Origin of the sequence: Lentzea californiensis (assembly GCF_024648825.1) — a bacterium.
GTDB lineage: Bacteria > Actinomycetota > Actinomycetes > Mycobacteriales > Pseudonocardiaceae > Lentzea > Lentzea californiensis.
This window is the reverse complement of record NZ_JANBBE010000001.1, coordinates 909,513-930,803: the sequence shown is the minus strand read 5'-3', so window position 1 is coordinate 930,803 and position 21,291 is coordinate 909,513. Positions and strand designations below refer to the sequence as shown.

Below are 21,291 nucleotides of genomic sequence, written 5' to 3'. Positions count from 1 at the left end.
CAACAGGTAAAGGAAGACACCAATGAAGGTGACCCGACGGATCGCGCTGACGCTCGGCGCCGCTGCTCTGCTGGCGACCGGGTGCAGCGGTACAGGGGCGTCCGGAGGCCAGATCACCATCGGCCTCGCGGTGTCCACTTTGAACAACCCGTTCTTCGTGGAACTGCAGCAGGGCGCGCAGGAGATGGCGGACCAGCTCGGCGCCAAGCTGACCGTGGTCGACGCGCAGAACGACGCGACGAACCAGGTCAACCAGGTGCAGACGCTGGTGACGCAGGGCGTCAAGGCGATCATTCTCAACCCGGTCGACACCTTGCAGTCCGCGCCGGCCACGAAGGCCGCCGAGACCGCGAACATCCCGCTGATCTCGGTCGACCGCGCCGTCGAGGGCAAGGTCGCCGCCGAGGTCGCGTCGAACAACGTCTCGGGCGGCAGCCTCGCGGCCATCGAGCTCGGCCGCGCCACCTCCGGCGAGGTCGCGCACCTCAAGGGCATCCCGGGCGCCTCAGCGTCGCGTGACCGCGGCCAGGGCTTCGAGCAGGGCCTGAACAGCGGCAACATCAAGGTCGTCGCCTCGGCCGTCGCCGACTTCGACCGCGCCAAGGGCCTCAACGAGACCACGAACCTGCTGCAGGGCCACCCCGGCATCAAGGGCGTCTTCGCCGAGAACGACGAGATGGCGCTCGGCGCGATCAAGGCCCTCGGCGCCCGTGCCGGCAAGGACGTGCAGGTCGTCGGCTTCGACGGCACGCCGGACGGCCTGAAGGCGATCCAGGACGGCACGCTCGCCGCGACCATCGCGCAGCAGCCGAAGCTCCTGGGTTCCAAGGCCGTCGAGCAGGCCGTGCACGCCGCCAAGGGCGAGCCGGTTCAGCAGGTCGTGGACGTCGAGGTCAAGGTCATCACCGCGAAGAACGTGGCAGAGTTCGTCAAGTGACGCAGACTTTGCTCGTTCTCGGGTCCGCCAACGCCGACCTCGTGGTCGAGGTCGGCAGGCGGCCCGCGGGCGGTGAGACCGTGCTCGGCGGCGACACCGTCGTGCTGCCCGGCGGCAAGGGTGCGAACACCGCCGTTGCCGCCGCACGCGTCGGTGCCTCCGTCGCGTTGGTCGGTGCGGTCGGTGGCGACGGGTACGGCTCGCTGCTGCGCGAGTCGCTCGAGTCGTCCGGCGTCGACACCGCGCTGGTGAAGACTTCCTCTCGTCCCACCGGGATCGCGTACATCACCGTGACGCCGGACGGCGAGAACTCCATCGTCGTGTCGCCGGGTGCCAACGCCGACGTGTCACCGTCCGATGTGGACGCTCTGTCTCTCGGCGGCACGGCCGTGCTGACGTGCTCGCTGGAGGTGCCGCTGGAGACGGTGGTCCACGCGATCGGCGCCGCCTCCCGCGCCGGCGCCCGGACCGTGCTCAACCTGTCGCCGGTCGCGGAACTGCCCGCGGAGACGTTGCGGCAGCTCACCGTGCTGATCGTGAACGAGCACGAGGCCGCGCAACTCGCGCCGGACTGGCGTTCCCTGCTCGACCTCGGTCCGAGTTCGGCCATCGTGACGCTGGGCTCGCGCGGCGCCGCGGTGGTGCAGGAGTCCGGTGTCGTCGAGGTGCCGGCGATCGAGGTCGACGAGGTGGTCGACACGACCGGCGCCGGTGACGCGTTCGCCGGTGCGCTGTCCGCGCGGCTGGCCGAGGGCGACGACCTGGTGCGGGCCGCCCGCTACGCCGCGAAGGTCGCCGCGCTGTCCGTCACGAAGGCGGGCGCGCAGCCGTCGTACCCGACCGCCGCCGAAGTCGGCTGAACTACGCCGGTACCGCCGCGCGGTCGTCGAAGAGGTCTTCGTTCGGCAGCGCGTACTTCTCGACGTCCGGTGCCCTGTCCGGCAACGGGTCCGTTGGCATCTCCGGCTGCAGCGGCGGGGCGGCGACCTGGTTGAACGGGATTCCGCGCGGCGCCCTGACCTTCTTGCGCGGCGTGTCGGCGTCGTACCGCACGTCCTGGCCGTTGCCGACGATCACGTTGCTTCGCTGCAGGTCGTCCCTCGGGCCGGGGCTCAGCGCCAGCCCGACACCGGGGTTGCCGGTGATCAGGTTGCGGGACACCAGGTTCTTCGTGCTGGTCAGGAGGCTCATGCCGAGCCCGAACGCGCCGTCGGCCTGCGCGGGCGAGAGGGCCTCGTCGTTGTCGGAGACGAGGTTGCCGACCAGGGTGACGTCCTCCTGGCGTTCGGCGGCCGAGGTCATGCCGACCCGGTTGCCGCTGAACCTGTTGCCCAGCACGAACATCCGGCCGGACGCGTTCGTGCCCTGGTAACCGACGGCGTTGCGTTCGGCGACGTTGCCGCGCACGACGACGTCGCACGGCAGGCACTGGCTGACGGAGAAACCGGAGTCGGCGCTGCCGCTCGCGTAGCTCTGCTCGATCACGCCATTCTGGGCGTTGTCGGCGTGGACGCCGAACCGCGCGTTGTTGCTCGCCGTCACGTAGGAGACGCGAAAGCCGCGTTGCCCGGAGATCAGCACACCGTCCGAGGTGTGGTTGCGGACCGTCAGGTTCTGCACGGACACGTCCGGAGCGGCGACCACGATCCCGTTGGCGCGCTCGGTCTCGCCGTCGATGATCACGCTGCCGCGGCTGGCTCCCCTGATCGTGAGGCCTTTGGTCTTGACCTGCACCGATTCTTCGTAGACACCCGGCGACACGACGATGGTCGCGCCCTCCTGCGCCACGTCGACGGCGTCCTGGATGGTGCTCAGCTGCGCCGGGACGTTGATCTCGGGACCGAGACCCGGTTGCGCCGACGAGCATCCGGCGACCAGTAAGACTGCGGCGAAGACGTACTGAAGGCGCACGGCTGGCACCGTACTGCTCCGAACGGCCTAGGGTCACATCGCGGTCGGCTGCGCGTGTTAAGCCGTGATGACGAACTGCGCGTTGCTGCGCGTTCCGCCGCTCGATTGGTCACACTGAGCTGTCCCGGGTTTCCCGTCGGAGGGTATGGTCTAGACCATGTCGAGCGCGCGGCTGAGCGGTGTCGGTGTGAGCAGCGGTCGGGCAACCGGCCCCGTGGTGAGGATCGCCGAGGCCCTGCCCGAACCTCCTGCGGGCCAGCGAACAGCGGATACGAAGATGGAGGCCTCCCTCATCCGTCCCGCGACGGAGGTCGTGGCGCAGCGCCTGATGGAGCGCGCGAAGACGGTCGAGGGCGACGCTCGCGCCGTGCTGGAGACGACGGCGGCGATGGCCGGCGACCCGTCCCTGATCAAGGCCGCCGAGAAGCTCGTCGTCGACCAGTCGCTGACCGCCGCCCGTGCCGTGCACGAGGCAGCGCAGAAGTTCATCTCCGCACTCCAGGCCGCCGGTGGCTACATGGCCGAACGGGCCCGCGACGTCCAGGACGTCCGCGACCGCGTCGTGGCCGAACTCCTCGGCCAGCCCGCGCCCGGAGTCCCCGACCTGGCCTCGCCGTCCGTGCTGGTGGCGCGCGACCTCGCGCCTGCCGACACCGCGGGCCTCGACCCCGCCAAGGTCCTCGCCCTGGTCACGGAAGAGGGCGGCCCCACCTCCCACACCGCGATCCTCGCCCGTTCGCTGGGCATCCCGGCCGTCGTCGCGTGCCGCGGCATCCTGGCGTTCGAGGGCACCTCTCTCGACGTCGACGGTGACACGGGCCAGGTCCGCGAGTCGGACGGCAAGGTCCGCGCGGCCGGCACGGGCAAGAAGGCCGAGTGGAACGGCCTCGGTGTGCTCAAGGACGGCCTCCGCGTGAAGGTCCTGGGCAACGTCGGCTCGCCCGCCGACGCCCTGGCCGCTGCCCAGGCAGGCGCGGAGGGCGTGGGCCTCTTCCGCACGGAGTTCTGCTTCCTGGACGCAGCGGAGGAACCGACCGTTGCTGAGCAGACTGCTGCTTATGAGGCTGTGCTGGCGCCGTTCAAGGGCAAGCCGGTTGTGGTGCGCACGCTCGACGCGGGCGCGGACAAGCCGCTGGCGTTTCTGAACCCGGACCCCGAGCCCAACCCGGCCATGGGCGTCCGCGGCCTGCGCGTCGCGTTCGACCGCCCCGAGGTCCTCGACCGCCAGCTCGAAGCCATCGCTCTGGCCGCGGCGTCGTCCGGCGCCGAGGTCTCGGTCATGGCCCCGATGGTCGCCACCGCCGCCGAAGCCGCCTGGTTCGTCGAGCGCGCCCGCAAGGCCGGCATCGCCCGGGTCGGCGTGATGGTCGAGGTCCCGTCCGCGGCTCTGTCGGCGAAAGAGATCCTGCAGGTCGTCGACTTCATCTCCATCGGCACCAACGACCTGGCCCAGTACGTCTTCGCCGCCGACCGCCAGCTCGGCGGCGTGGCAGCGCTGAACGACCCGTGGCAGCCGGCACTGCTCCGCCTGATCGCCCTGGTCGGCGAGGCGGCGACCGCCACCGGCAAACCTGTCGGCGTCTGCGGCGAGGCGGCGGCCGACCCGCTGCTCGCGTGCGTGCTGATCGGCCTCGGCGTCACGTCGCTGTCGATGAACCACACGGCGCTCGCCGGTGTCGGCGCGAAGCTGGCGACGTCCAGCATGGACATCTGCCAGCTCGCGGCCCGCGGCGCGCTGGCCGCGGGCGACCCGGCTTCCGCGAAGCTGGCGGCCCGCGCCCCGCACTAACCGATCGCGGTCACGCGGATCTCGATGCGCATCTTCGGGTGACCGAGGGCGGTGACCCCGCTCTCGGTCCAGATCGGCGCACGATCCCCCATGCGCGCACGGAACTGCTCGACCATCACGCGGTTGTGGTCGTCGAACGAGTCGTCGCCGAGCACGTGGTACGAGTTCACGTGCACGACGTCCGCCCAAGACGAGCCCGCAGTCACGAGAGTGCGCTCGACGTTGTCGAACGTACGCACGATCTCGTCCTCGAGCGACTCCGGGAACTCGAACTCGTCGCTCCAGCCGCCCTGACCCGAGGTCTCGACCCGGTCGCCGATGCGCACGGCCTGGCTGTACCGCATGTTCTCGAGCTGCGTCTCGCCGTATCCGGGGGTGGCGAAGAACTCCGGCTTGCTCATGACTTCCTCCTATGACTTCACGCTTGAAGTCAACCGTACACGACTTCAAGCGTGAAGTAAGCTGCGCGGCGTGGAGTGGCTGAACGCGGACGAGAAGGAAGCCTGGACCGGGCTGATCTCGATGGTGCTGCTGCTGCCGGGCCGGCTCGAAGCGCCGTTGCAGCAGGAGTCGGGCCTGAGCCTCTTCGACTACCTGGTGCTCAGCCACGTCTCGGAGGCACCGGACCGCAGGATCCGCATGAGCGAACTGGCACACCTCGCGAACGGGTCGCTGTCGAGGCTGTCCAACGTGGTCAAGCGCTTCGAGCAACGCGGCTGGGTGGTGCGCTTCCCCGACCCCGACGACGGCCGGTACACCATCGCGTTGCTGACCGACGAGGGCTACGAGGTGGTCGCGGCCGCAGCGCCCACGCACCTGCGCACGGTCCGGCAGTTCGTCCTCGACCCGCTCAGCCCTGCCGACCGCCAGGCGTTGGCGCGCATCGCGACCAAGCTGAGCGTGACGATCCCGCCGCCCTAGCTCGCTGTTTCGTGCCGCACGCGGGGCCCTTTCGTGCGGTCTGACCGCACGAAAGCGCCCCGCGTGCGGTTGAAGACGGCGCGGATGAGGTGGCTTGCGACCGGTGGACGACTTCAGCGGCGAAAGTCCAGCGCGTCGCCCTAGCCGGGGCGCAGTTCGTCGAGGACCGCCCTGATCAACGGGTGGTCCTCCGAGCCCCGGCGCACCGCCGCCACCACCCGCCGCAACGGCGCCACACCTGCCACCGGCACCCCGCCGACGGCGTTCCGGGGTGCCAGCGCGACCCCTGCACCCGCCGCCACCAGCGCTTCGATCGCGCGGAAGTCGTCAGAGGTGTGCCTGATCCGCGGTGTGAACCCGGCCTGCGCGCACGCCGTCTCGACCACGTCCCGCAGCGGGTTGCCCGGCAGCGTCACGACCCAGTCCTCGTCCGCCAGTTGCCGCAGCTCGACCGGTCCGCCGTTCAGCGCGTGCCCCGGCGGCAGCACGACGTCGAACGGCTCGGTGTAGAGCGGAAACCGGGTGAAGCGGTCCGTCGTGCGGTGTTCCTCGGTGATCGCCACGTCGATCTCGCCGTCCAGCAACAACCGCACGCTCTCGTGCCCCTCGGCGTCGCGCACCGACAGTTCGATCGAGCGTTCCTTCAGCACGGCCAGCGCGGGCGCCACCACCTGCGTGATCGCCGACGCGAACGCCGCCACCCCCACCCGGCCCGCCGTCCCGTCGGCCAGAGCGTCCAAAGTGGCCTGTGCGCGTTCCAGTTCGGCGGCGACGACGTGCGCGTGCGTGACGAGCAGCTCGCCCGCCGGAGTCAGCGACACCCGTCGTCCCTTGCGCAGCAGCAACGGATGCCCCGCCTCCGACTCCAGCGCCGCGAGCTGCTGCGACACCGCTGACGGCGTGAGGTGCAATGCGGCGGCTGCGGCCGTCACGGTGCCGTGGTCAGCGAGTGCGCGCAGCACGCGGAGCCGTCGTGGGTCGATCACCGCTCAATGATGGGGGATTCCACTTCGCCGTTCACGGGGACGTCCTGAGGCACGATCGGCTCGAAGCCCACCTGCTCCAGCAGCAGGTACTCCGTCTCCGAGATGGCGATCTGCGCGGGCAGCCCGAACTGGGGCGTGGTGATCACGTCCCGCTTGACGATCGGCAGCCCGGTCTCGGCGTCGATCACCAGCTGCGTCTCGACGTCGGCGAACTGGAACGTCGGCGGCGCGGCGATCGCCACACCGACCCCCCGGCGCTCGTTGAGCACGGTCACGTCACCGAGGAACCGCGCCCCGTCGAGCGTCTTGACCAACTCGAACGCCGCCCGCCGCTGGTCGGCGCTCACGTTCGAGCTGATCAGCTCCATCGCGAGTGACCCGAGCCGGTAGGCGTCCTTCCCCACGATGGTCTCCAGCGCCTTCTTCAGCTCCTGCGGATCGGCGGGCAGCGAGTCGAGCGAGTCGAAACGCGCCTGGCTGTGCAGGGACATCTGGAAACCGGCCACAGCGGTCTTCTGCACGGCCGGCTTCATCGGGCCGATGCGCACCGAGTGGGTCCCGCCGACCTGCGGCACCGTCTCCGGCCTGCCCGCGGCCTCCCACGGGTTGCCGTCGCGGTCCAACGGGAACGGCCTCACGTCGCCGTCCTTCTGGAGGACAGTGACCTGCTGGTTCGCGGCCAGCCACCGGTCGGTCTTGGAGTCGATGTGCACGGCGTACGGGTCAGCCGGGTCACCGACGATCATCAACGACCACTGCCGCGTCAGCTCGTGCCACCACTTAGGAGGGGCAGCCGGCTGCACGGGCTGAGGAGGCGCAGGCAGCAGCACGACCGCAAGCACGATCACCGCACCGATGACCAGCAACGGAGCGAATCGCCGGACGAACTGCTTCCGAGCAGGCCTCTCCCGCGGCAACGTGACGATGCGCGCCAGGTCGCGTTCCATCCGCTCGGGGTCGACCTCGGGCACGGGCGGCTTCGCCTGCGCCAGGTCCTTCAGGAGGTCTTCCACGACGCCCTCGCACGGTCGAAGTTCGGAGTCCAGAGAGCAGCCTGCAAACGCCGCCGAGCCCGGTGCAGCCGCACGAAGAACGTCGCCGTCGTGCACCCGAGCACCTGCGCGGCCTCCGCCGCGGCCAGTCCGTGCCACGCGATGAGCGTGAGCACCTCCTGGTCCGCGTCGGACAGGCTCGCGAGCGCCGCCCGCAGCTCGACGACCGCGAAGTCGTCCTCGGCCGGGGAGTCGGTGAGCTCGTAGGTCGTCGTCTGCCTGTGCGCCGCCCGCACCAGGTTGCGGGCGATGCCGAGCAGCCAAGGCAGCGCGTTCGACGGCATCTGGTCGAGCCTGCGCCAGGCGACTGTGAAGGTCTCGCTGGTGATGTCCTCCGCGAGCCGAGGCCCCGCGTGGCTCGCCGCGTAGGCGAGCACCCGCGGGTAGCACTCGCGGTAGACGCTCGAGAATTCCTCCACGTCAGGTAGTGCGCTGACCGGCCCGATTCTTACAGCCGAGTGGCGCGAGTCACATCGCGGAGGAACGCCGACCACGCCTCGCCTGACACCGGCAGGTGGGTGGAAGGCGCCTTGCTGTCACGGATGCCGATGCCACGTCCGACCTCGACGCAGTCGCTCGCATCAGGGCTGTAGGAGCTCTTGCGCCAGACCGGCATGCGGAACATCTCCTCAGGTCAGGATGCTTTTGATCAGCTCCTTCGATTCTTGCTCATCCAACGCCTGAGCGTCGAGCAGCTTCAGCACGCTGGAGTAAGTCGCAAGAGACGCCTTGTCTTCGAGGAAGAGGGACGAAGTCTTGCTTTCGATGAAGATCACCGGGTCGAACTTCTGGTAGCTGAGTTGCAGGAACGAGCCGGACACACCGGCATGGCCGCCGAGGGCGGTCGGTACTATTCGCACAGTGATGTACGAGCGCTCAGCCATCCCGCCGAGATGAATGAGCTGGTCCTTCATCACGTCGGGCCCGCCCACGGGTAGGTGCAGCGCTTGTTCGTGGATGTAGAACACAAACGTGCGGCTCCAATGAAAGAGCTCGCGCCGTGCAATCCTCGCCCGGATGACGTCCTCGTAGTCGACAGCCTCGTTCGGTGTGCCCTTCGCGACTAGCGCTCGCATGTAGTCCACGGTTTGGAGATGGCCCGGGACCAGGTTCATCGACCAGACGGTGACGGCGTTGGCCAGGCGCTCCTGGTCGATCAAGAGGCGCACCTGGTCCGGAATCCCGTCTTCGGGGATCTGGAGATAGCCGTTCTCGCGCGTCTCGTTGAACAAGGCGAGCAGGCGCTGGACCTCTGGCGGCTTGACGCGACAGAAGCCGAGCAGCTGCATCAGGTCGGCCTCGGTGACGCCGCCCTTGCCGCGGACCAGGTCGGAGAGTTTGGCTTCGTCCCAGCCGAGTTCCTCGGCGATCTTGCGGTGGGTCAGCCCAGTCGGCTCGATGATCTTGCGAACAGCATCGCCGAACTCGCGTCCCACCACACTGGACTTTCGTCGTGGCATGTCGACGAAACTAGGAGCAAGACCCGTACCGGCTCCATTGTTTCCTTCCGAATGTCACCGAAGGAAGTAGTTTTTGGAGCCGGTACAAGTCCGACCTTCACATCTTTGCGCGTGCGGCGATAAACGCGTCTACAGCGCGGTTAACGTCCTCGGTCGTGTGTGAAGCCGACATCTGCGTGCGGATACGAGCCTTGCCGTGCGGCACCACGGGGTACGAGAAGCCGATCACGTAAATGCCCTGCTCCAGCAGCAGGTCCGCCAACCGGCCCGCCTCGGCCGCGTCACCGATCATCACCGGGATGATCGGGTGCTCACCGGGCAGCAGGTCGAAGCCCTCCTCGGTCATCCGCCGGCGGAACAGCTCCGTGTTCTCCCGGAGCCGGACCAGCAGGTCGGACGAGGTGGAGAGCATGTCGAGCGTGGCGATCGCGGCGGCGGTGATCGACGGCGCGAGGGAGTTCGAGAACAGGTACGGGCGCGAGCGCTGGCGCAGCAGTTCGACGATCTCCTTGCGGCCGGACGTGTAGCCGCCGGACGCGCCGCCCAGCGCCTTGCCCAAAGTGCCGGTCACGATGTCGACGCGGTCCTGCACGCCGAACAGCTCCGGGGTGCCGCGTCCGGTCGGGCCGGTGAAGCCGACCGCGTGCGAGTCGTCGACCATGACCAGCGCGTTGTAGCGCTCGGCCAGGTCGCAGATCTCGTCGAGCGGCGCGAGGTAGCCGTCCATCGAGAACACGCCGTCGGTCGCGATCAGCCGGTAGCGCGCGTCGGCCGAGTCCTTGAGCTGGCGCTCCAGGTCGTCCATGTCGCGGTTCTTGTAGCGGAACCGGCGAGCCTTCGACAGGCGCACGCCGTCGATGATCGACGCGTGGTTCAGCTCGTCGGAGATGATCGCGTCCTCGGCTCCGAGCAGCGTCTCGAACAGGCCGCCGTTCGCGTCGAAGCACGAACTGTAGAGGATCGTGTCCTCGGTGCCGAGGAACTCGCTGAGCTTGCGCTCCAGTTCCTTGTGCGGCTCCTGGGTGCCGCAGATGAACCGCACCGAGGCCATGCCGAAGCCCCAGTCGTCCAGCGCCTTCTTCGCGGCCTCGATCAGCTGCGGGTGGTCGGCGAGGCCGAGGTAGTTGTTGGCGCAGAAGTTCAGCACCTCGTCACCGGAGCCAACGCGTACGGAGGCGTTCTGCGGGGTGCCGATCACGCGTTCTGACTTGTAGAGGCCGGCCTCCCTGATCTCCTCGATCGTCTTGAGGAGGTCGTTCTTCAGCTCGCCGTACATCAGGCTCCCGTCCAGTCGAGGATGACCTTGCCGCACTTGCCTTCGCGCGCGGTGGCGAACGCCTCCGCGTGCTGCGTGTGGTCGTACCGGTGCGTGATGACCGGCGCGAGGTCGAGGCCGCGCTGCAGCAGCACGGTCATCGAGTACCAGGTCTCGAACATCTCGCGGCCGTAGATGCCCTTGATGTGCAGCATCTTCAGCACGACGCTGCTCCAGTCGACGGAGAACTCGTCCGCGGGCAGCCCCAGCATCGCGATGCGACCGCCGTGCGCCATGTTCGCGATCATGTCCCGCATCGCCGTCGGCTTGCCGGACATCTCCATGCCGACGTCGAAGCCCTCGGCCATGCCGAGTTCCCGCTGCGCGTCCGCGATCGTCTTCTCGGCGACGTTCACCGCGAGGTCGACGCCGACCTTGCGGGCCAGGTCGAGGCGGTGCTCGGAGATGTCGGTGATCACGACGTTGCGCGCGCCCGCGTGCTTGGCGACGGCGGCGGCCATGATGCCGATCGGACCGGCGCCCGTGATGATCACGTCCTCGCCGATGACGGGGAAGCTCAGCGCGGTGTGCACGGCGTTGCCGAACGGGTCGAAGATCGCGGCCACGTCCAGGTCGACCTGCGTGCGGTGCACCCACGCGTTCTGCTCGGGCAGCACGACGTACTGCGCGAACGCGCCGTTGGAGTGCACGCCCAGACCACGCGTGTTGGCGCAGAGGTGGCGGCGGCCGGCTTTGCAGTTGCGGCAGGTTCCGCAGACGAGGTGACCCTCGCCGCTGACCAGGTCGCCGACCTTGACGCCGGTGACGCTGCCGCCGATCTCGACGACCTCGCCGACGAACTCGTGGCCGAGGACCAGCGGCGCCTTGATGTTCTGCGCGGCCCAGTCGTCCCACGAGTCGATGTGCAGATCGGTGCCGCAGATGCCGGTGCGCAACACCCTGACCAGCACGTCCGTCGGTCCGGGGGTGGGATCCGGGACGTCTGTCAGTTCGAGGCCAGGCCCAGCGGCGACCTTGACGAGAGCCTTCATGCGGGAAGTTTCACCCTTTGCTGCTTGTGCAGTCCATCAGGACTTTCTGAAGTTCTTGTGCAGCTCAGCTTCATTGGCGATGTTGCGCACCATGCCGCCGAACACGATGCCGTGGAACGGCCAGACGATCCCCCAGTAGAGGTGTCCGGCGAGCCCTTTCGGCACGAACACGGCGCGTTGGCGGTAAGTGGACCCGTGTCCCTCGTTGCCCGCCACTCGAAGCTCCAGCCACGCCTTGCCCGGCACCTTCATCTCGGCCCGCAACCGCAGCAACTGCCCGCGTTCGATCTCCTCGACCCGCCAGAAGTCGAGCGCCTCGCCCACGTACAGCCGCTGCGGATCACGCCGCCCGCGCCGCAGCCCGACGCCGCCGACCAGCCGGTCCATCCAGCCCCGGATCGCCCAGGCCAGCGGGAACGAGTACCAGCCGCGCTCGCCGCCGATGCCCTCGACGACTTCCCACAACCGTTCGGGCGTGGCGCTCGTGCGGCGCTCGCGTTCGTCGGTGTAGACCGAACCGCCGGACCAACCGGGGTCGGTGGGCAGCGGCTCGCTCGGCGACCCCGGCAGCGTCGCCCCGGACCAGCGCGTCTCCACGTCGGCGTCGCGGATCTTGCTCAGCGCGAGTTCGACGGCCTTGTCGTAGCCGGTGTTCTCGCCGGGCAGCACCTCGCGGATGTCGTTCTCCCGGCACACCACCTCGTGCACCAGCGACTCGATCAACGGCCTCGCGATCGACCTCGGTACCGGCGTGACGACGTTGACCCAGTGCGACGACAGGCCCGGCGTCAGCAACGGCACCGGCAGCACGCGGCGCTTGGGCAGTCCGGCGACCTCGGCGTACCGGAGCATCATCTGCAGGTACGTCAGCACATCCGGCCCGCCGATGTCGAACGTCCGGTTCTCGTCCTCGAGCGTCGTGGCCTCGACCAGGTACCGCAGCACGTCCCGCACGGCGATCGGCTGGATCCGGTTGTGCACCCAGCGCGGCGTGACCATGACCGGCAGCCGTTCGGTCAGGTAGCGCAGCATCTCGAAGCTCGCCGACCCCGACCCGATGATCACGGCGGCCTGCAGCACCACGGCCTGGACGTCCGAGCGCAGGAAGACCTCGCCGACCTCCTTGCGCGAAGCGAGGTGCGGCGACAGCTCGACACCGGCCGGGTGCAGGCCGCCCAGGTAGACGATCCTGCGCACACCGGCCCGTTCGGCCGCCTCCGCCGTGTTCTCCGCGGCCTTGCGGTCGGCGTCGGCGAAGTCCTTCGAGTGCAGCGAGTGCACGAGGTAGTGGACGACCTCGACGTCCCGCATCGCCTCGTCGAGATCACCGAGCACGTCCCCGCGCACGATCTCGACGTCAGCGGCCCACGGGACGTCGCGCAACTTCTCCGGCGAACGCACGAGGCAGCGGACCTCGTGCCCTTCGGCCAGCAGCCTGGGCACGAGTCGTCCGCCGAGGTACCCGGTCGCGCCGGTCACGAGACACCGCATGCCTCGATCCTGCGGCTTCCGGGGCGTTCGTGCAGATCAGGCCACGCTCGCGCAGGGGTCCCCCTGGTCTGGGATCCCCTCGCATCCCAACGTACTCAGCGGGTCCAACAAGATCAGCGCTTGCTCCGCTTGATCACCACGGTCCCGCCGCGCACCGAGCCCTTGAGCTGGAAGTGAGGGTTGCCCATGGTCGTGTTCTGGACCTTGTCCTTCAGCTCGCCCGCGGTGATCTCGACGGCGTCGGCGTCGACCGACGACCCCGCCGGCACCAGGAGCTTCACCGTGCCCAGCGACACGTCCAGGTCGACGTTGACGACCGGGGGCACCTCGGCGGCGGTGAAGTCGAGGTTCGTGGTGCCGAGGGTGTTGCGGATGACGAGCTCGTTCGGCACGACCCAGTGGCCCTTGCGGGTCGTGGTGCTCATCGTGTTCTTCAGCTCGGTCCGCTCGCGGGCCACTTCGTTGTTGACCATGCCGGGCAGGTCGAGCAGCACCACGTTCAGATCGGCCCTGGTCTTCGCGCCGAGCGCGGTGTCCGTGCGCACGGTGAACTCGTCGAGCGTGATCATGCCGCGGCCCACCGCCTTGTTCAGGAGGGTGACGACGTGCTCGCGTTCCGCGTCGGACACGCGTAAGTCTCTGGGGTCTGTCATTTCTCTGCCTCCGGTTCGGCGTCGAGACCGTGCTCGATGGCATAACGCGCCAACTCCACCCGGTTGTGCAGTTGGAGTTTGCGCAATGTCGACTGGACGTGGTTTTCGACCGTGCGGTGGGAGATGACCAGGCGGTTCGCGATCTGTCGTGCGGTCAGGCCCTTGGCGACCAGCCGCAGCACCTCGGTCTCCCGGTCGGTGAGCTGAGGCTTCTCCTCCGAGCCGTCGGGCGCGGCGGCCATCCGCCGGTACTCGCCCAGCACCAGGCCCGCGAGCCCGGCCGTGAACACGGCGTCGCCCGCGGCCGTCCGGGACACGGCCTCGACCAGTTCCTCCGAGGACGCGGACTTCACCAGGTAGCCGGACGCGCCCGCCTTCACGGCCTGCAGCACGTCGTCGTGCTCACCGGACGCGGACAGCACGAGCACGCGCGTCTCCGGCAGCTCGCTGGTGATCATCGCGGTGGCGTCGACCCCGGAGAGTTCGCCGAGGTTGAGGTCCATCAGGACCACGTTGGGCCGCACGGCCTTCGCGATCCGCACGGCCGAGGGCGCGTCACCCGCGGTCGCCACGACCTCGAAGCCGCGTTCCTGCAGATCGCGCGCCACGCCTTCGCGCCACATCGGGTGGTCGTCCACGACCATCACCGAGACCGTCATCTTGCCGCCCCCTTCCTGAACACCCGAACCTCCCATTCCGTGCCCTCCCCCGGCCCGGTCTGGAGCTCCAGCGTTCCGCCGAGCGACTCCACCCGGCCTTTGATCGACTTCTCGATCCCCATCCTGCCTTCCGCGGCGGCCGAGGCGATCCGGCCTTCGGGGATGCCAGGCCCATCGTCCCTGACGCTCAGCACGATCTCCTCCCCGAGATCCTCCAGCAACACCCAGGCACACGTGCCCTCGCCGCAGTGCTTGTCCACGTTGGACAGAGCTTCGCGCACCAGCGACGTGAGCTCACTCGCCGCCGGAGCCTCGAACATCACCTGCGTGGCCGGTGTCGACACCTGGATCCTCGGTGTGGCGAGCATCTGCAGGCCGGGACGCAGGTCGATCTCTCCGGCCACAGTGGAGTCGGCGGGTGCGGCGGCCACCAGGTTCCTCAGCGCCACCTCCTGCTCACCCGCCATCTTGGCCAGTTCGGCGGCTTCGCCGCCGACCTCCAGGCCCCGCTTGCGCACGCGGGCGAGGACCTGCAGAACGCTGTCGTGGATCGACCGGGCAAGCCTCTCGCGTTCAGCCGTCGCGGCTTCGGCCCTCAAAGCCTGGGCGAGGAGCACCGCCGAACGCCGTGCCGTGGCCGACGCCATGCCGACGACCATGCCCGCACCGGCCAGCAACACCACGTCGCGGAGCAGGTCGAGGCTCGGCGAACGGTGGGACAGGTAGGTGGAGAGACCGACGGCGAGTCCACCCGCCAAGCCCGCGTAGGCCCCGCCGAGCGCGCCCAGGGCGACCGCCGGCACGCACGCCCAGATCGTCGTGATCAGCGGGACGTGCAGGACCAGCAGTTGGTGGTCGGACATGATCAGCGGAGACAGCGACATGAGACCGCAGGTCAGAGCGAGGTCGACCAGCACGATCGGCCACCGCCTGCCCCACGTCGTGCTGTAGGCGCGGCTCGTGAAGACGGACCACAGCGCCATCACCCCGAGAGTGGTCCACGCGAGCCACGGCCGTACGTAACCGGATTGGTTCGCGATGACGTTGGCCGCCGCGAAGAGGAATGTGACTATGCGTAGTGCGATCACCCCGCGCCACAGGGGCGTGGACGGGTCGTCGATCACCTTCGTCACACGTTCGGCAGGCTCTTTGGGCACGCTGTGCTCCTTTCGGACACCATCCTGCCGCGTGAACGTGTGCTGGCTAACCCCCAGGTGGCCGTCTTCTGCCGAACGGAGGAATGTGCGACGCTCTCCGGGTTCGGGGGAGGGCGATGCGGGTGCGGGACTGGCCGGTGTGGACTTTGCGGCAGCCTGCGCTCTACTACTGGTTGTTCATCGACATCGCGGCCCTCGCCACGGTCACCTACGCGATCGTTTCCTCGGAAACGCCGTCACCCTCCGAAATCGCCAGGTTCGCCGCGATCGCGGGCACAGCGGGTGCGGTGATCATCGGCAGCACCATCTACAGCCACCGCCTGGGTGAGACCGAACGAAACCCCTGGGCAGCTCACCTCTGCTACCTGACGGCAGGCATTCTGGCCCTCCCGCCGAACTTGCTGGTGCTCCTCCTCTTCGGCCCGGCCCTGCACTGCCTGCTGACCCAGCGCCCGGAAACCCACCGCTGGCTCTTCACGCTGAGCGCCACCACGCTGGCCGTCTTCACCACCCGCTACGTCCTCGGCTGGGCCGACCCGCACGCCAACATCGTGATCCTCACCCTGGCCGCGACACTGCTGCTGGTCCTGCGAGCGGCCCTGATCGCACTGGGCCTGAAGCTGCGCAGCCCGTCCGCCACCTTCGAGGAGAACGTCGGCGAACCCATCGACGCCATCCTCGGCATAGTCGCCGTGTCGATCGGCGGCCTCATGGGCTGCGTGGCGGAGTCGAACGCGGTCCACGTCCTCATCGCCGGCCCGTCCCTGGCCCTGCTGGAACGAGCGGCCCAACTCCCCCAATGGCGCCGCTCAGCCCAGCGCGACGCCAAGACCGGCCTCGCCAACGCGGTGCACTGGGACACCCGCGCCCGTTACGAACTGACCAAGGGCGCCAGCCGCACCCGCCCGATGGCCGTCATGCTCCTCGACCTGGACCACTTCAAGAGGGTCAACGACGAGGTCGGCCACCTGGCAGGCGACGCCGCCCTGGCCGCGATCTCGTTGCTCCTGCGCGGCACCGTCCGCCGAGGAGACCTCGTCGGCCGGTTCGGCGGCGAGGAGTTCGTGGTGCTCCTGCCCGAGGCCACGCCCGACGAGGCCGAGTTCGTCGCCGAACGAGTCCGCAAGGCTGTGGCAGCACTTCGCGTGCCCACCATGGCCACGGACGGCAAGCCGCACGAGCTGCACGGCCTGACTGTGTCCATAGGGGTGTCGACGACGACTCGGTTCGGGTACGAGCTGCCAGACCTGTTGGTAGCGGCCGACGCGGCGTTGCTGGCGGCCAAGGCTTATGGCCGAAACCTCGTGTCGATGGCCTAGAGCTCCTGAGGTTGATGAGGGGAGCTTTCATAAACCTCAGGTTTATGAAAGCTCCCCTCATCAACGTCGTGTGGGAGGGGGTCTAGAGCTCTTTGACCCGTTCGCTCTTGTCGTCCTTCGGCGCCGTGTCCTGAGGGTTCAGCACGTCCACCTTCTCCGGCTTCTGCACAGCGTCCGAATCGGACACCAGCGACCGGATCCCGGAGTTCAGCACCGCCAGCAACGGCACGGCCAGCAACGCCCCGGCGATGCCACCGGTCACCAACCCGCCGGCGATCGCGAGCACCACGGCCAACGGGTGCAGCTTGACCGCACGCCCCAGCAGCAACGGCTGCAGAACGTGCGACTCCAGCTGCATCACACCGACGAGCACGGCCAACACCACCAAAGCAGCGATGGGCCCGTTGGTGACCAACGCGATCAACACCGCCACGGCACCGGTGAACACCGCACCGATGATGGGGATGAACGCGCCGAGGAACACCAACGCGGACAGCGGCACCACGAGCGGCACACCGATGATCGCCAGACCGACACCAACGCCGACGGCGTCCACGATCGCGACCACGGCCGTAGCGCGCACATAAGAAACGAGAGAGCTGAACCCGCGCCGTCCGGCCACGTCGACGCGCTGACGCACGTCGCGAGGCACCGCGCGAGTGACGAAACGCCAGATGCCGTCACCGTCGTGCAGGAAGAAGATCAGCGTGAACAACGCCAGCAGCAGCCCGGTGAGCAACTCGCCCAGGGTCGCGGCGGTCGTCAGGGCGCCGGACGTGATCTCCGCCTGGTTCTCCTTGATCGTCTTCACGATCTCGTTGACGTAGTTCTGCAGCTGCTGGTCCGACAGGTGCGCGGGCCCGTCCTTCAGCCACGTCTGGATGGTGTCGAGCGACGCCGCCACCTGTGACTGCAGTTCGGGCAGCCCGCGGGAGAACTCGCTGATCACGAACGTCAGCACGCCGCCGAGGACGCCGATGCCGATGATCATCATCACGGTCACCGCCACGCCGCGCGGCACGCGCCACTCGACGAGCTTCGAGACGCCGGGCGACAGCAGTGCGGCGAGCAGCAGCGCGATAGCGACGGGGATCACTATCGACGCGAGGAAGCCGAACACGTAGGCGACCACGTACAACGCGGCCACCACGACGACGAACCGCCAGCTCAGCGCGGCACTCACGCGCAGCAGCCTTGGAACGCGCCCGCTGATCTCCGACTCCGGCGTGCTCATGGGCCTCACGTTAACTGTTCAGACCCTCGCCAAGGTGCAACCCGAGCGGGGATGATCCGATTCGTCAGGGGGAGGACGAACGTGATCAAGCCCGAAGACTTGACCGAGCTCGAACGCCAGGTCGCCGGGGCCTATGCGGGCGGCACCGAGATCGACCTGACCGGGCAGAGCGTGCGCGGCGAGGTGCTCACCGGTCTGCTGACCGGGTTGTACCGGGTGCCGCGCAAGGGACTACCCGCTCTGCGCCTGCGCAACGCGCGGATCACCGGCATGTTCGAACTGGAGGGCACCCGCGTCACGCGGGTCATCGACCTCACCCACTGCACCTTCGAGGAGTCGCTCGACCTCCGCATGGCCCGCCTCATCGGCCTTCGGTTGCGCGGCACCCGCGTTCCCGGGCTGCAGGGCCGCAACCTCAGGGTCTTCAGCGACCTGGTCCTCGAGGCCGGCTTCACCTGCACCGGCACCGTCGACCTCACCGACGCCGCGGTGGACGGGACGCTCCGCCTCGCCGGTGCGGTGCTGCGTTCGGCCACCGACCACGCGCTGCTCGGCGCCCGGATCAGGGTCAGCGGTTCGATCCAGGCCATCGCGATGCGCGCGAACGGTGAGGTGCGGTTCCGCGGTGCGGCGATCGGCGGCAGCGTCCACCTCGGTGGCGCGCGGCTGCTCAACACAGGCAAGGACGCGCTCGACGCGTCCGGGATCGTCGTCGCGGGCAACGTCTTCTGCAACGCCGAGGGCGGTCGCTTCACCGCCGACGGCCGCGTGCTGTTCGACGGTGCGCGCGTCAACGGGAACGTCGAGTTCACCGGCGCCCGCCTCAACTCCGCCCACCGCGTCGACAACCAGGTGCTGGTACTGCCGCACGGATCGGCCGACGAGGCCGCGACGCTCGTGGCCGACCGCATCCGGGTCGAGGGCAACGTCGAACTCGACGACGGCTTCACCAGCGAGGGCACGGTCCGGCTGCCGAACGCGAGCATCGGCGGCTACCTCCGGCTGTCCGGCGCGGTGATCGGGCCGCGCGAGATCGCCGAAGAGCTCGCCGGTGACGTCACGAACCGCATCCCGGTCGCCCTGCACGCCGACGGCATGCAGGTCCGCGGCGACGTCGAGGCCCGCAGTGCCGTCAACGGCGCGGGCATCCGGTCCAAGGCACTCCACACCTACGGCCAGGTGCGGCTGTCCAACGCCACCATCCACGGCAGCGCCAGCATGTCCGGCGTCTCGCTGCACGGGCCGGGCATCGACGTCCTGTTCGCCGACCGCCTCCAGGTCGGCGGCACGCTCTTCCTGCGCGAGTTGAAGGCCAAGGGCTCGGTCCGCCTGCAGAACGCGAACATCGGCTCCACGCTCGACCTCTCCGGCGCCGAGCTCACCCTCCCGAGGCTCCGCGGGAACGGCACTCAGAAGCCGTCACTGGATGCCCGCGCCATCACGATCGGCAAGGACCTCCTGTGCAGCCGCGGGTTCACCGCGGTCGGCGGCGTGCGCATCCGGCTGGGCGAGGTCGGCAAGATGGCGACGTTCAGCGACTCGCACCTCGGCTCGACCGCCGCGGACATCGCGCTCAACGCCTACGGCCTGACCGTGCACCAGTTCCGCCTGCACATCCCCGCGGGCCAGCAGCCCAAGGGGAAAATAGTGCTGAGCCGCCTGAAAGCGGTGTCGGTGACCGACGGGCCGGGCCTGTGGGACGCCGAGGGCGGCGTCGCCGTGGACGACTTCGAGTTCGCCGGCATCACCGCCGACCCGGACGTGCCGGTGCAGACGCGCTTGAAGTGGTTGCTCAAGGTGCAGCCGGACTTCGCGCCCGGACCGTACGAACAGCTCGCCGCCGTGTACCAGCAGGGCGGCGAGGAGGAACTCGCGCAGAAGGTCCAGCTGGAGAAGCAGCGCCGCCGCTATTCCGAACTAGGCCGCGCCGGCCGGGTCTGGGGCGTCGTGCAGCGGTGGACGGTCGGCTACGGCTACCGCCCGTGGCTCGCGATCTGCTGGCTCGCCGTGTTCTGGCTGTTCGGCGCGCTGTGGTTCGCCTGGCACCCGATGGTCAAGCTCAACAAGGACGAGGACCCGGTGTGGAACGCCGCGCTGCTCGCCCTCGACCTCCTGATCCCGATCATCGACTTCGGCCACGACGGCAAGTGGCAGTTCACCGGTGCGTCGCAATGGATATCTTCGCTGCTCGTGGCCGTGGGCTGGGTGCTCGCGTCGACCGCGGCCGCCGGTGCGGCCCGGGTGTTGAAACGGGTGTGAGCCAAGGGAAGCCGTTCACACGATGTGGTTAACCGAGCGCCCAGGGCGTGCATTCGGAGTGGATGGACTGGCAGAGTCGCCGACGTCGACTTGATCAGTTGATCGTCGGCGATTCCCTTGAGCGCCACCGAGTAGCGAGGTTTCCTGCGTTGTTCTCCACTGAGCTGCGAGCGAAGACGGGAGCGAACGGCATGCGCCGGTTCGCCACCCGAGCGCTGCTCGCCGTCGGTGGAGCGATCGCCGGAACCGCCGTTGCCTGGGCGCTCGCCACGACGTCGGCCAACGCGGCCGACATCGTGCCTGCCACGGACGCGCAGCAGTTCGACGTCGTCAGCACGATCGTCGCCAAGACGGACGAGAAGCTGCCGGTCGCCGTTCCCGCTGCCAAGGCAGTGCACAAGATCGACGAGACTCTGCGCACCGAGCAGGAGAAGGCTCGCGCCGCTCTGCCGGACGTTCAGGTCTCCCAGGCGGTCGAGCAGATCGCCGCACGAATCCTGCCGCAGGTCACCAGGATCGGTCAGTCCAGCAGTCCCGTCAGTGAGCGGGCCATGGACGTGACGTTCCCGGAGATCCCGGCTCCCGCCACCGATGCCGGACAGTCGCCGGCACCGGTGGTCTCGCAGTTCACCGGCGCGTCCGGTGGCAGCTGGACGGACCTGTTGGAGCACAACGACTTCGTCGTGCCCTCCGAGCAGCGTCCTTCCCTGCCCAGCACCCCGTTCCCGAAGCTGCCCGTCCCGGCCCCCGCGCCGGTGCAGTGTGCTTCGTGCAACGACGGTTCTGGTTCTGCCAAGGGCAGCATGATGGCTGCCCCCGCTGCACCCGGTGACGCTCACGGCATCTCGTCGACGCGCGCTCTCGCGCCGTCCACTGACGAGGTCACCGTGACGCCGGGCAAGCAGCCCGGTATCAACCCCGACTGATTCAAGCGCGCGGTCCGCGGCAGCCCTCTCCCCTGGCTGTCCGGAAGTCGACCGTCGCGCTTTTTTCTTGCGCTCAAACAGGTCGATCACCGCGTGCGACTCCCCCGGTGATGACGCGCCCTCCCCTGCGCGTTTCGGCCCCACCCCCTTGAGCCCCCGTCGCTTGGACGGGAAATCGATGAAGGAGATCTAATGCAGACCTGGGCAAAGCGCGGACTTCAGACCGCGTT

21 protein-coding genes are annotated in these 21,291 nt (G+C 68.8%); 7 read left to right on the top strand and 14 right to left on the bottom strand.

Annotated elements, in window-relative coordinates; translation table 11 throughout:
• Positions 1-22 precede the first annotated feature (22 nt).
• Both LX88_RS04965 and LX88_RS04960 read left to right on the top strand, forming a co-directional pair.
• Positions 23-937 (top strand): substrate-binding domain-containing protein, encoded by a 915-nt coding sequence (locus LX88_RS04965; RefSeq protein ID WP_258946641.1) that lies wholly within the window; start codon positions 23-25, stop codon positions 935-937.
• Complete coding sequence (locus LX88_RS04960) at positions 934-1,797, top strand: ribokinase (protein ID WP_258946640.1); 864 nt, start codon at positions 934-936, stop codon at positions 1,795-1,797. The genes LX88_RS04965 and LX88_RS04960 overlap by 4 nt, the downstream gene beginning before the upstream one ends.
• A 1-nt stretch (position 1,798) precedes the next feature.
• Here LX88_RS04960 and LX88_RS04955 read toward each other — a convergent pair whose 3' ends face one another.
• Positions 1,799-2,848 (bottom strand): right-handed parallel beta-helix repeat-containing protein, encoded by a 1,050-nt coding sequence (locus LX88_RS04955; protein WP_258946639.1) that lies wholly within the window; start codon positions 2,846-2,848, stop codon positions 1,799-1,801.
• Between the two features lie 157 nt (positions 2,849-3,005).
• On the opposite strand from LX88_RS04955, the gene ptsP reads away from it, so the two are divergent.
• Positions 3,006-4,637: a phosphoenolpyruvate--protein phosphotransferase gene (gene ptsP, locus LX88_RS04950; RefSeq protein WP_258946638.1), complete on the top strand. Its 1,632-nt coding sequence runs from the start codon at positions 3,006-3,008 to the stop codon at positions 4,635-4,637.
• On the opposite strand, the gene LX88_RS04945 is transcribed toward ptsP, so the two are convergent.
• Positions 4,634-5,038 (bottom strand): Rid family hydrolase, encoded by a 405-nt coding sequence (locus LX88_RS04945; protein WP_258946637.1) that lies wholly within the window; start codon positions 5,036-5,038, stop codon positions 4,634-4,636. The two genes, ptsP and LX88_RS04945, sit on opposite strands and share 4 nt — an antisense overlap.
• A 121-nt stretch (positions 5,039-5,159) precedes the next feature.
• Between LX88_RS04945 and LX88_RS04940 the strand changes: the two genes are divergently transcribed.
• On the top strand, positions 5,160-5,558 hold the full coding sequence (locus LX88_RS04940; protein ID WP_258947608.1) for a MarR family winged helix-turn-helix transcriptional regulator: 399 nt from the start codon (positions 5,160-5,162) through the stop codon (positions 5,556-5,558).
• Between the two features lie 140 nt (positions 5,559-5,698).
• On the opposite strand, the gene LX88_RS04935 is transcribed toward LX88_RS04940, so the two are convergent.
• From LX88_RS04935 to macS, 11 genes are all read right to left on the bottom strand, one after another.
• Positions 5,699-6,544, bottom strand: coding sequence for a LysR family transcriptional regulator (locus tag LX88_RS04935; RefSeq protein WP_258946636.1), 846 nt, complete (start codon positions 6,542-6,544; stop codon positions 5,699-5,701).
• Positions 6,541-7,557, bottom strand: a complete 1,017-nt coding sequence (locus LX88_RS04930) for a hypothetical protein (RefSeq protein ID WP_258946635.1) — start codon at positions 7,555-7,557, stop codon at positions 6,541-6,543. The genes LX88_RS04935 and LX88_RS04930 overlap by 4 nt, the downstream gene beginning before the upstream one ends.
• The gene (locus tag LX88_RS04925; protein WP_258946634.1) at positions 7,542-8,015 is read right to left on the bottom strand and encodes an RNA polymerase sigma factor; all 474 of its coding nucleotides are present in this window, start codon (positions 8,013-8,015) and stop codon (positions 7,542-7,544) included. The genes LX88_RS04930 and LX88_RS04925 overlap by 16 nt, the downstream gene beginning before the upstream one ends.
• Positions 8,016-8,044: 29 nt before the next feature.
• Positions 8,045-8,212, bottom strand: a complete 168-nt coding sequence (locus tag LX88_RS04920; RefSeq protein WP_258946633.1) for a DUF397 domain-containing protein — start codon at positions 8,210-8,212, stop codon at positions 8,045-8,047.
• A 13-nt stretch (positions 8,213-8,225) separates the two neighbouring features.
• Complete coding sequence (locus LX88_RS04915) at positions 8,226-9,032, bottom strand: Scr1 family TA system antitoxin-like transcriptional regulator (protein WP_258946632.1); 807 nt, start codon at positions 9,030-9,032, stop codon at positions 8,226-8,228.
• Positions 9,033-9,153: 121 nt separating this feature from the next.
• On the bottom strand, positions 9,154-10,332 hold the full coding sequence (locus tag LX88_RS04910) for a glycine C-acetyltransferase (RefSeq protein ID WP_258946631.1): 1,179 nt from the start codon (positions 10,330-10,332) through the stop codon (positions 9,154-9,156).
• Positions 10,332-11,363, bottom strand: a complete 1,032-nt coding sequence (tdh, locus tag LX88_RS04905; RefSeq protein ID WP_258946630.1) for an L-threonine 3-dehydrogenase — start codon at positions 11,361-11,363, stop codon at positions 10,332-10,334. Before tdh ends, LX88_RS04910 begins: the two co-directional genes overlap by 1 nt.
• A 36-nt stretch (positions 11,364-11,399) precedes the next feature.
• Positions 11,400-12,854: an SDR family oxidoreductase gene (locus LX88_RS04900; RefSeq protein ID WP_258946629.1), complete on the bottom strand. Its 1,455-nt coding sequence runs from the start codon at positions 12,852-12,854 to the stop codon at positions 11,400-11,402.
• Between the two features lie 113 nt (positions 12,855-12,967).
• Positions 12,968-13,483 (bottom strand): DUF1707 SHOCT-like domain-containing protein, encoded by a 516-nt coding sequence (locus tag LX88_RS04895; protein WP_258946628.1) that lies wholly within the window; start codon positions 13,481-13,483, stop codon positions 12,968-12,970.
• Between the two features lie 20 nt (positions 13,484-13,503).
• Complete coding sequence (locus tag LX88_RS04890; RefSeq protein WP_090071943.1) at positions 13,504-14,166, bottom strand: response regulator; 663 nt, start codon at positions 14,164-14,166, stop codon at positions 13,504-13,506.
• Positions 14,163-15,323 (bottom strand): MacS family sensor histidine kinase, encoded by a 1,161-nt coding sequence (gene macS, locus LX88_RS04885; protein WP_258946627.1) that lies wholly within the window; start codon positions 15,321-15,323, stop codon positions 14,163-14,165. The genes LX88_RS04890 and macS overlap by 4 nt, the downstream gene beginning before the upstream one ends.
• A gap of 116 nt (positions 15,324-15,439) precedes the next feature.
• Between macS and LX88_RS04880 the strand changes: the two genes are divergently transcribed.
• Positions 15,440-16,642: a GGDEF domain-containing protein gene (locus LX88_RS04880; RefSeq protein ID WP_307789503.1), complete on the top strand. Its 1,203-nt coding sequence runs from the start codon at positions 15,440-15,442 to the stop codon at positions 16,640-16,642.
• 82 nt (positions 16,643-16,724) lie between these two features.
• On the opposite strand, the gene LX88_RS04875 is transcribed toward LX88_RS04880, so the two are convergent.
• Positions 16,725-17,876, bottom strand: a complete 1,152-nt coding sequence (locus LX88_RS04875) for an AI-2E family transporter (RefSeq protein WP_258946626.1) — start codon at positions 17,874-17,876, stop codon at positions 16,725-16,727.
• A gap of 81 nt (positions 17,877-17,957) precedes the next feature.
• On the opposite strand from LX88_RS04875, the gene LX88_RS04870 reads away from it, so the two are divergent.
• Positions 17,958-20,135, top strand: coding sequence for a translocation/assembly module TamB domain-containing protein (locus tag LX88_RS04870; RefSeq protein WP_258946625.1), 2,178 nt, complete (start codon positions 17,958-17,960; stop codon positions 20,133-20,135).
• 149 nt (positions 20,136-20,284) lie between these two features.
• The gene (locus tag LX88_RS04865) at positions 20,285-21,061 is read left to right on the top strand and encodes a hypothetical protein (protein WP_258946624.1); all 777 of its coding nucleotides are present in this window, start codon (positions 20,285-20,287) and stop codon (positions 21,059-21,061) included.
• The last annotated feature ends 230 nt before the right edge of the window (positions 21,062-21,291 follow it).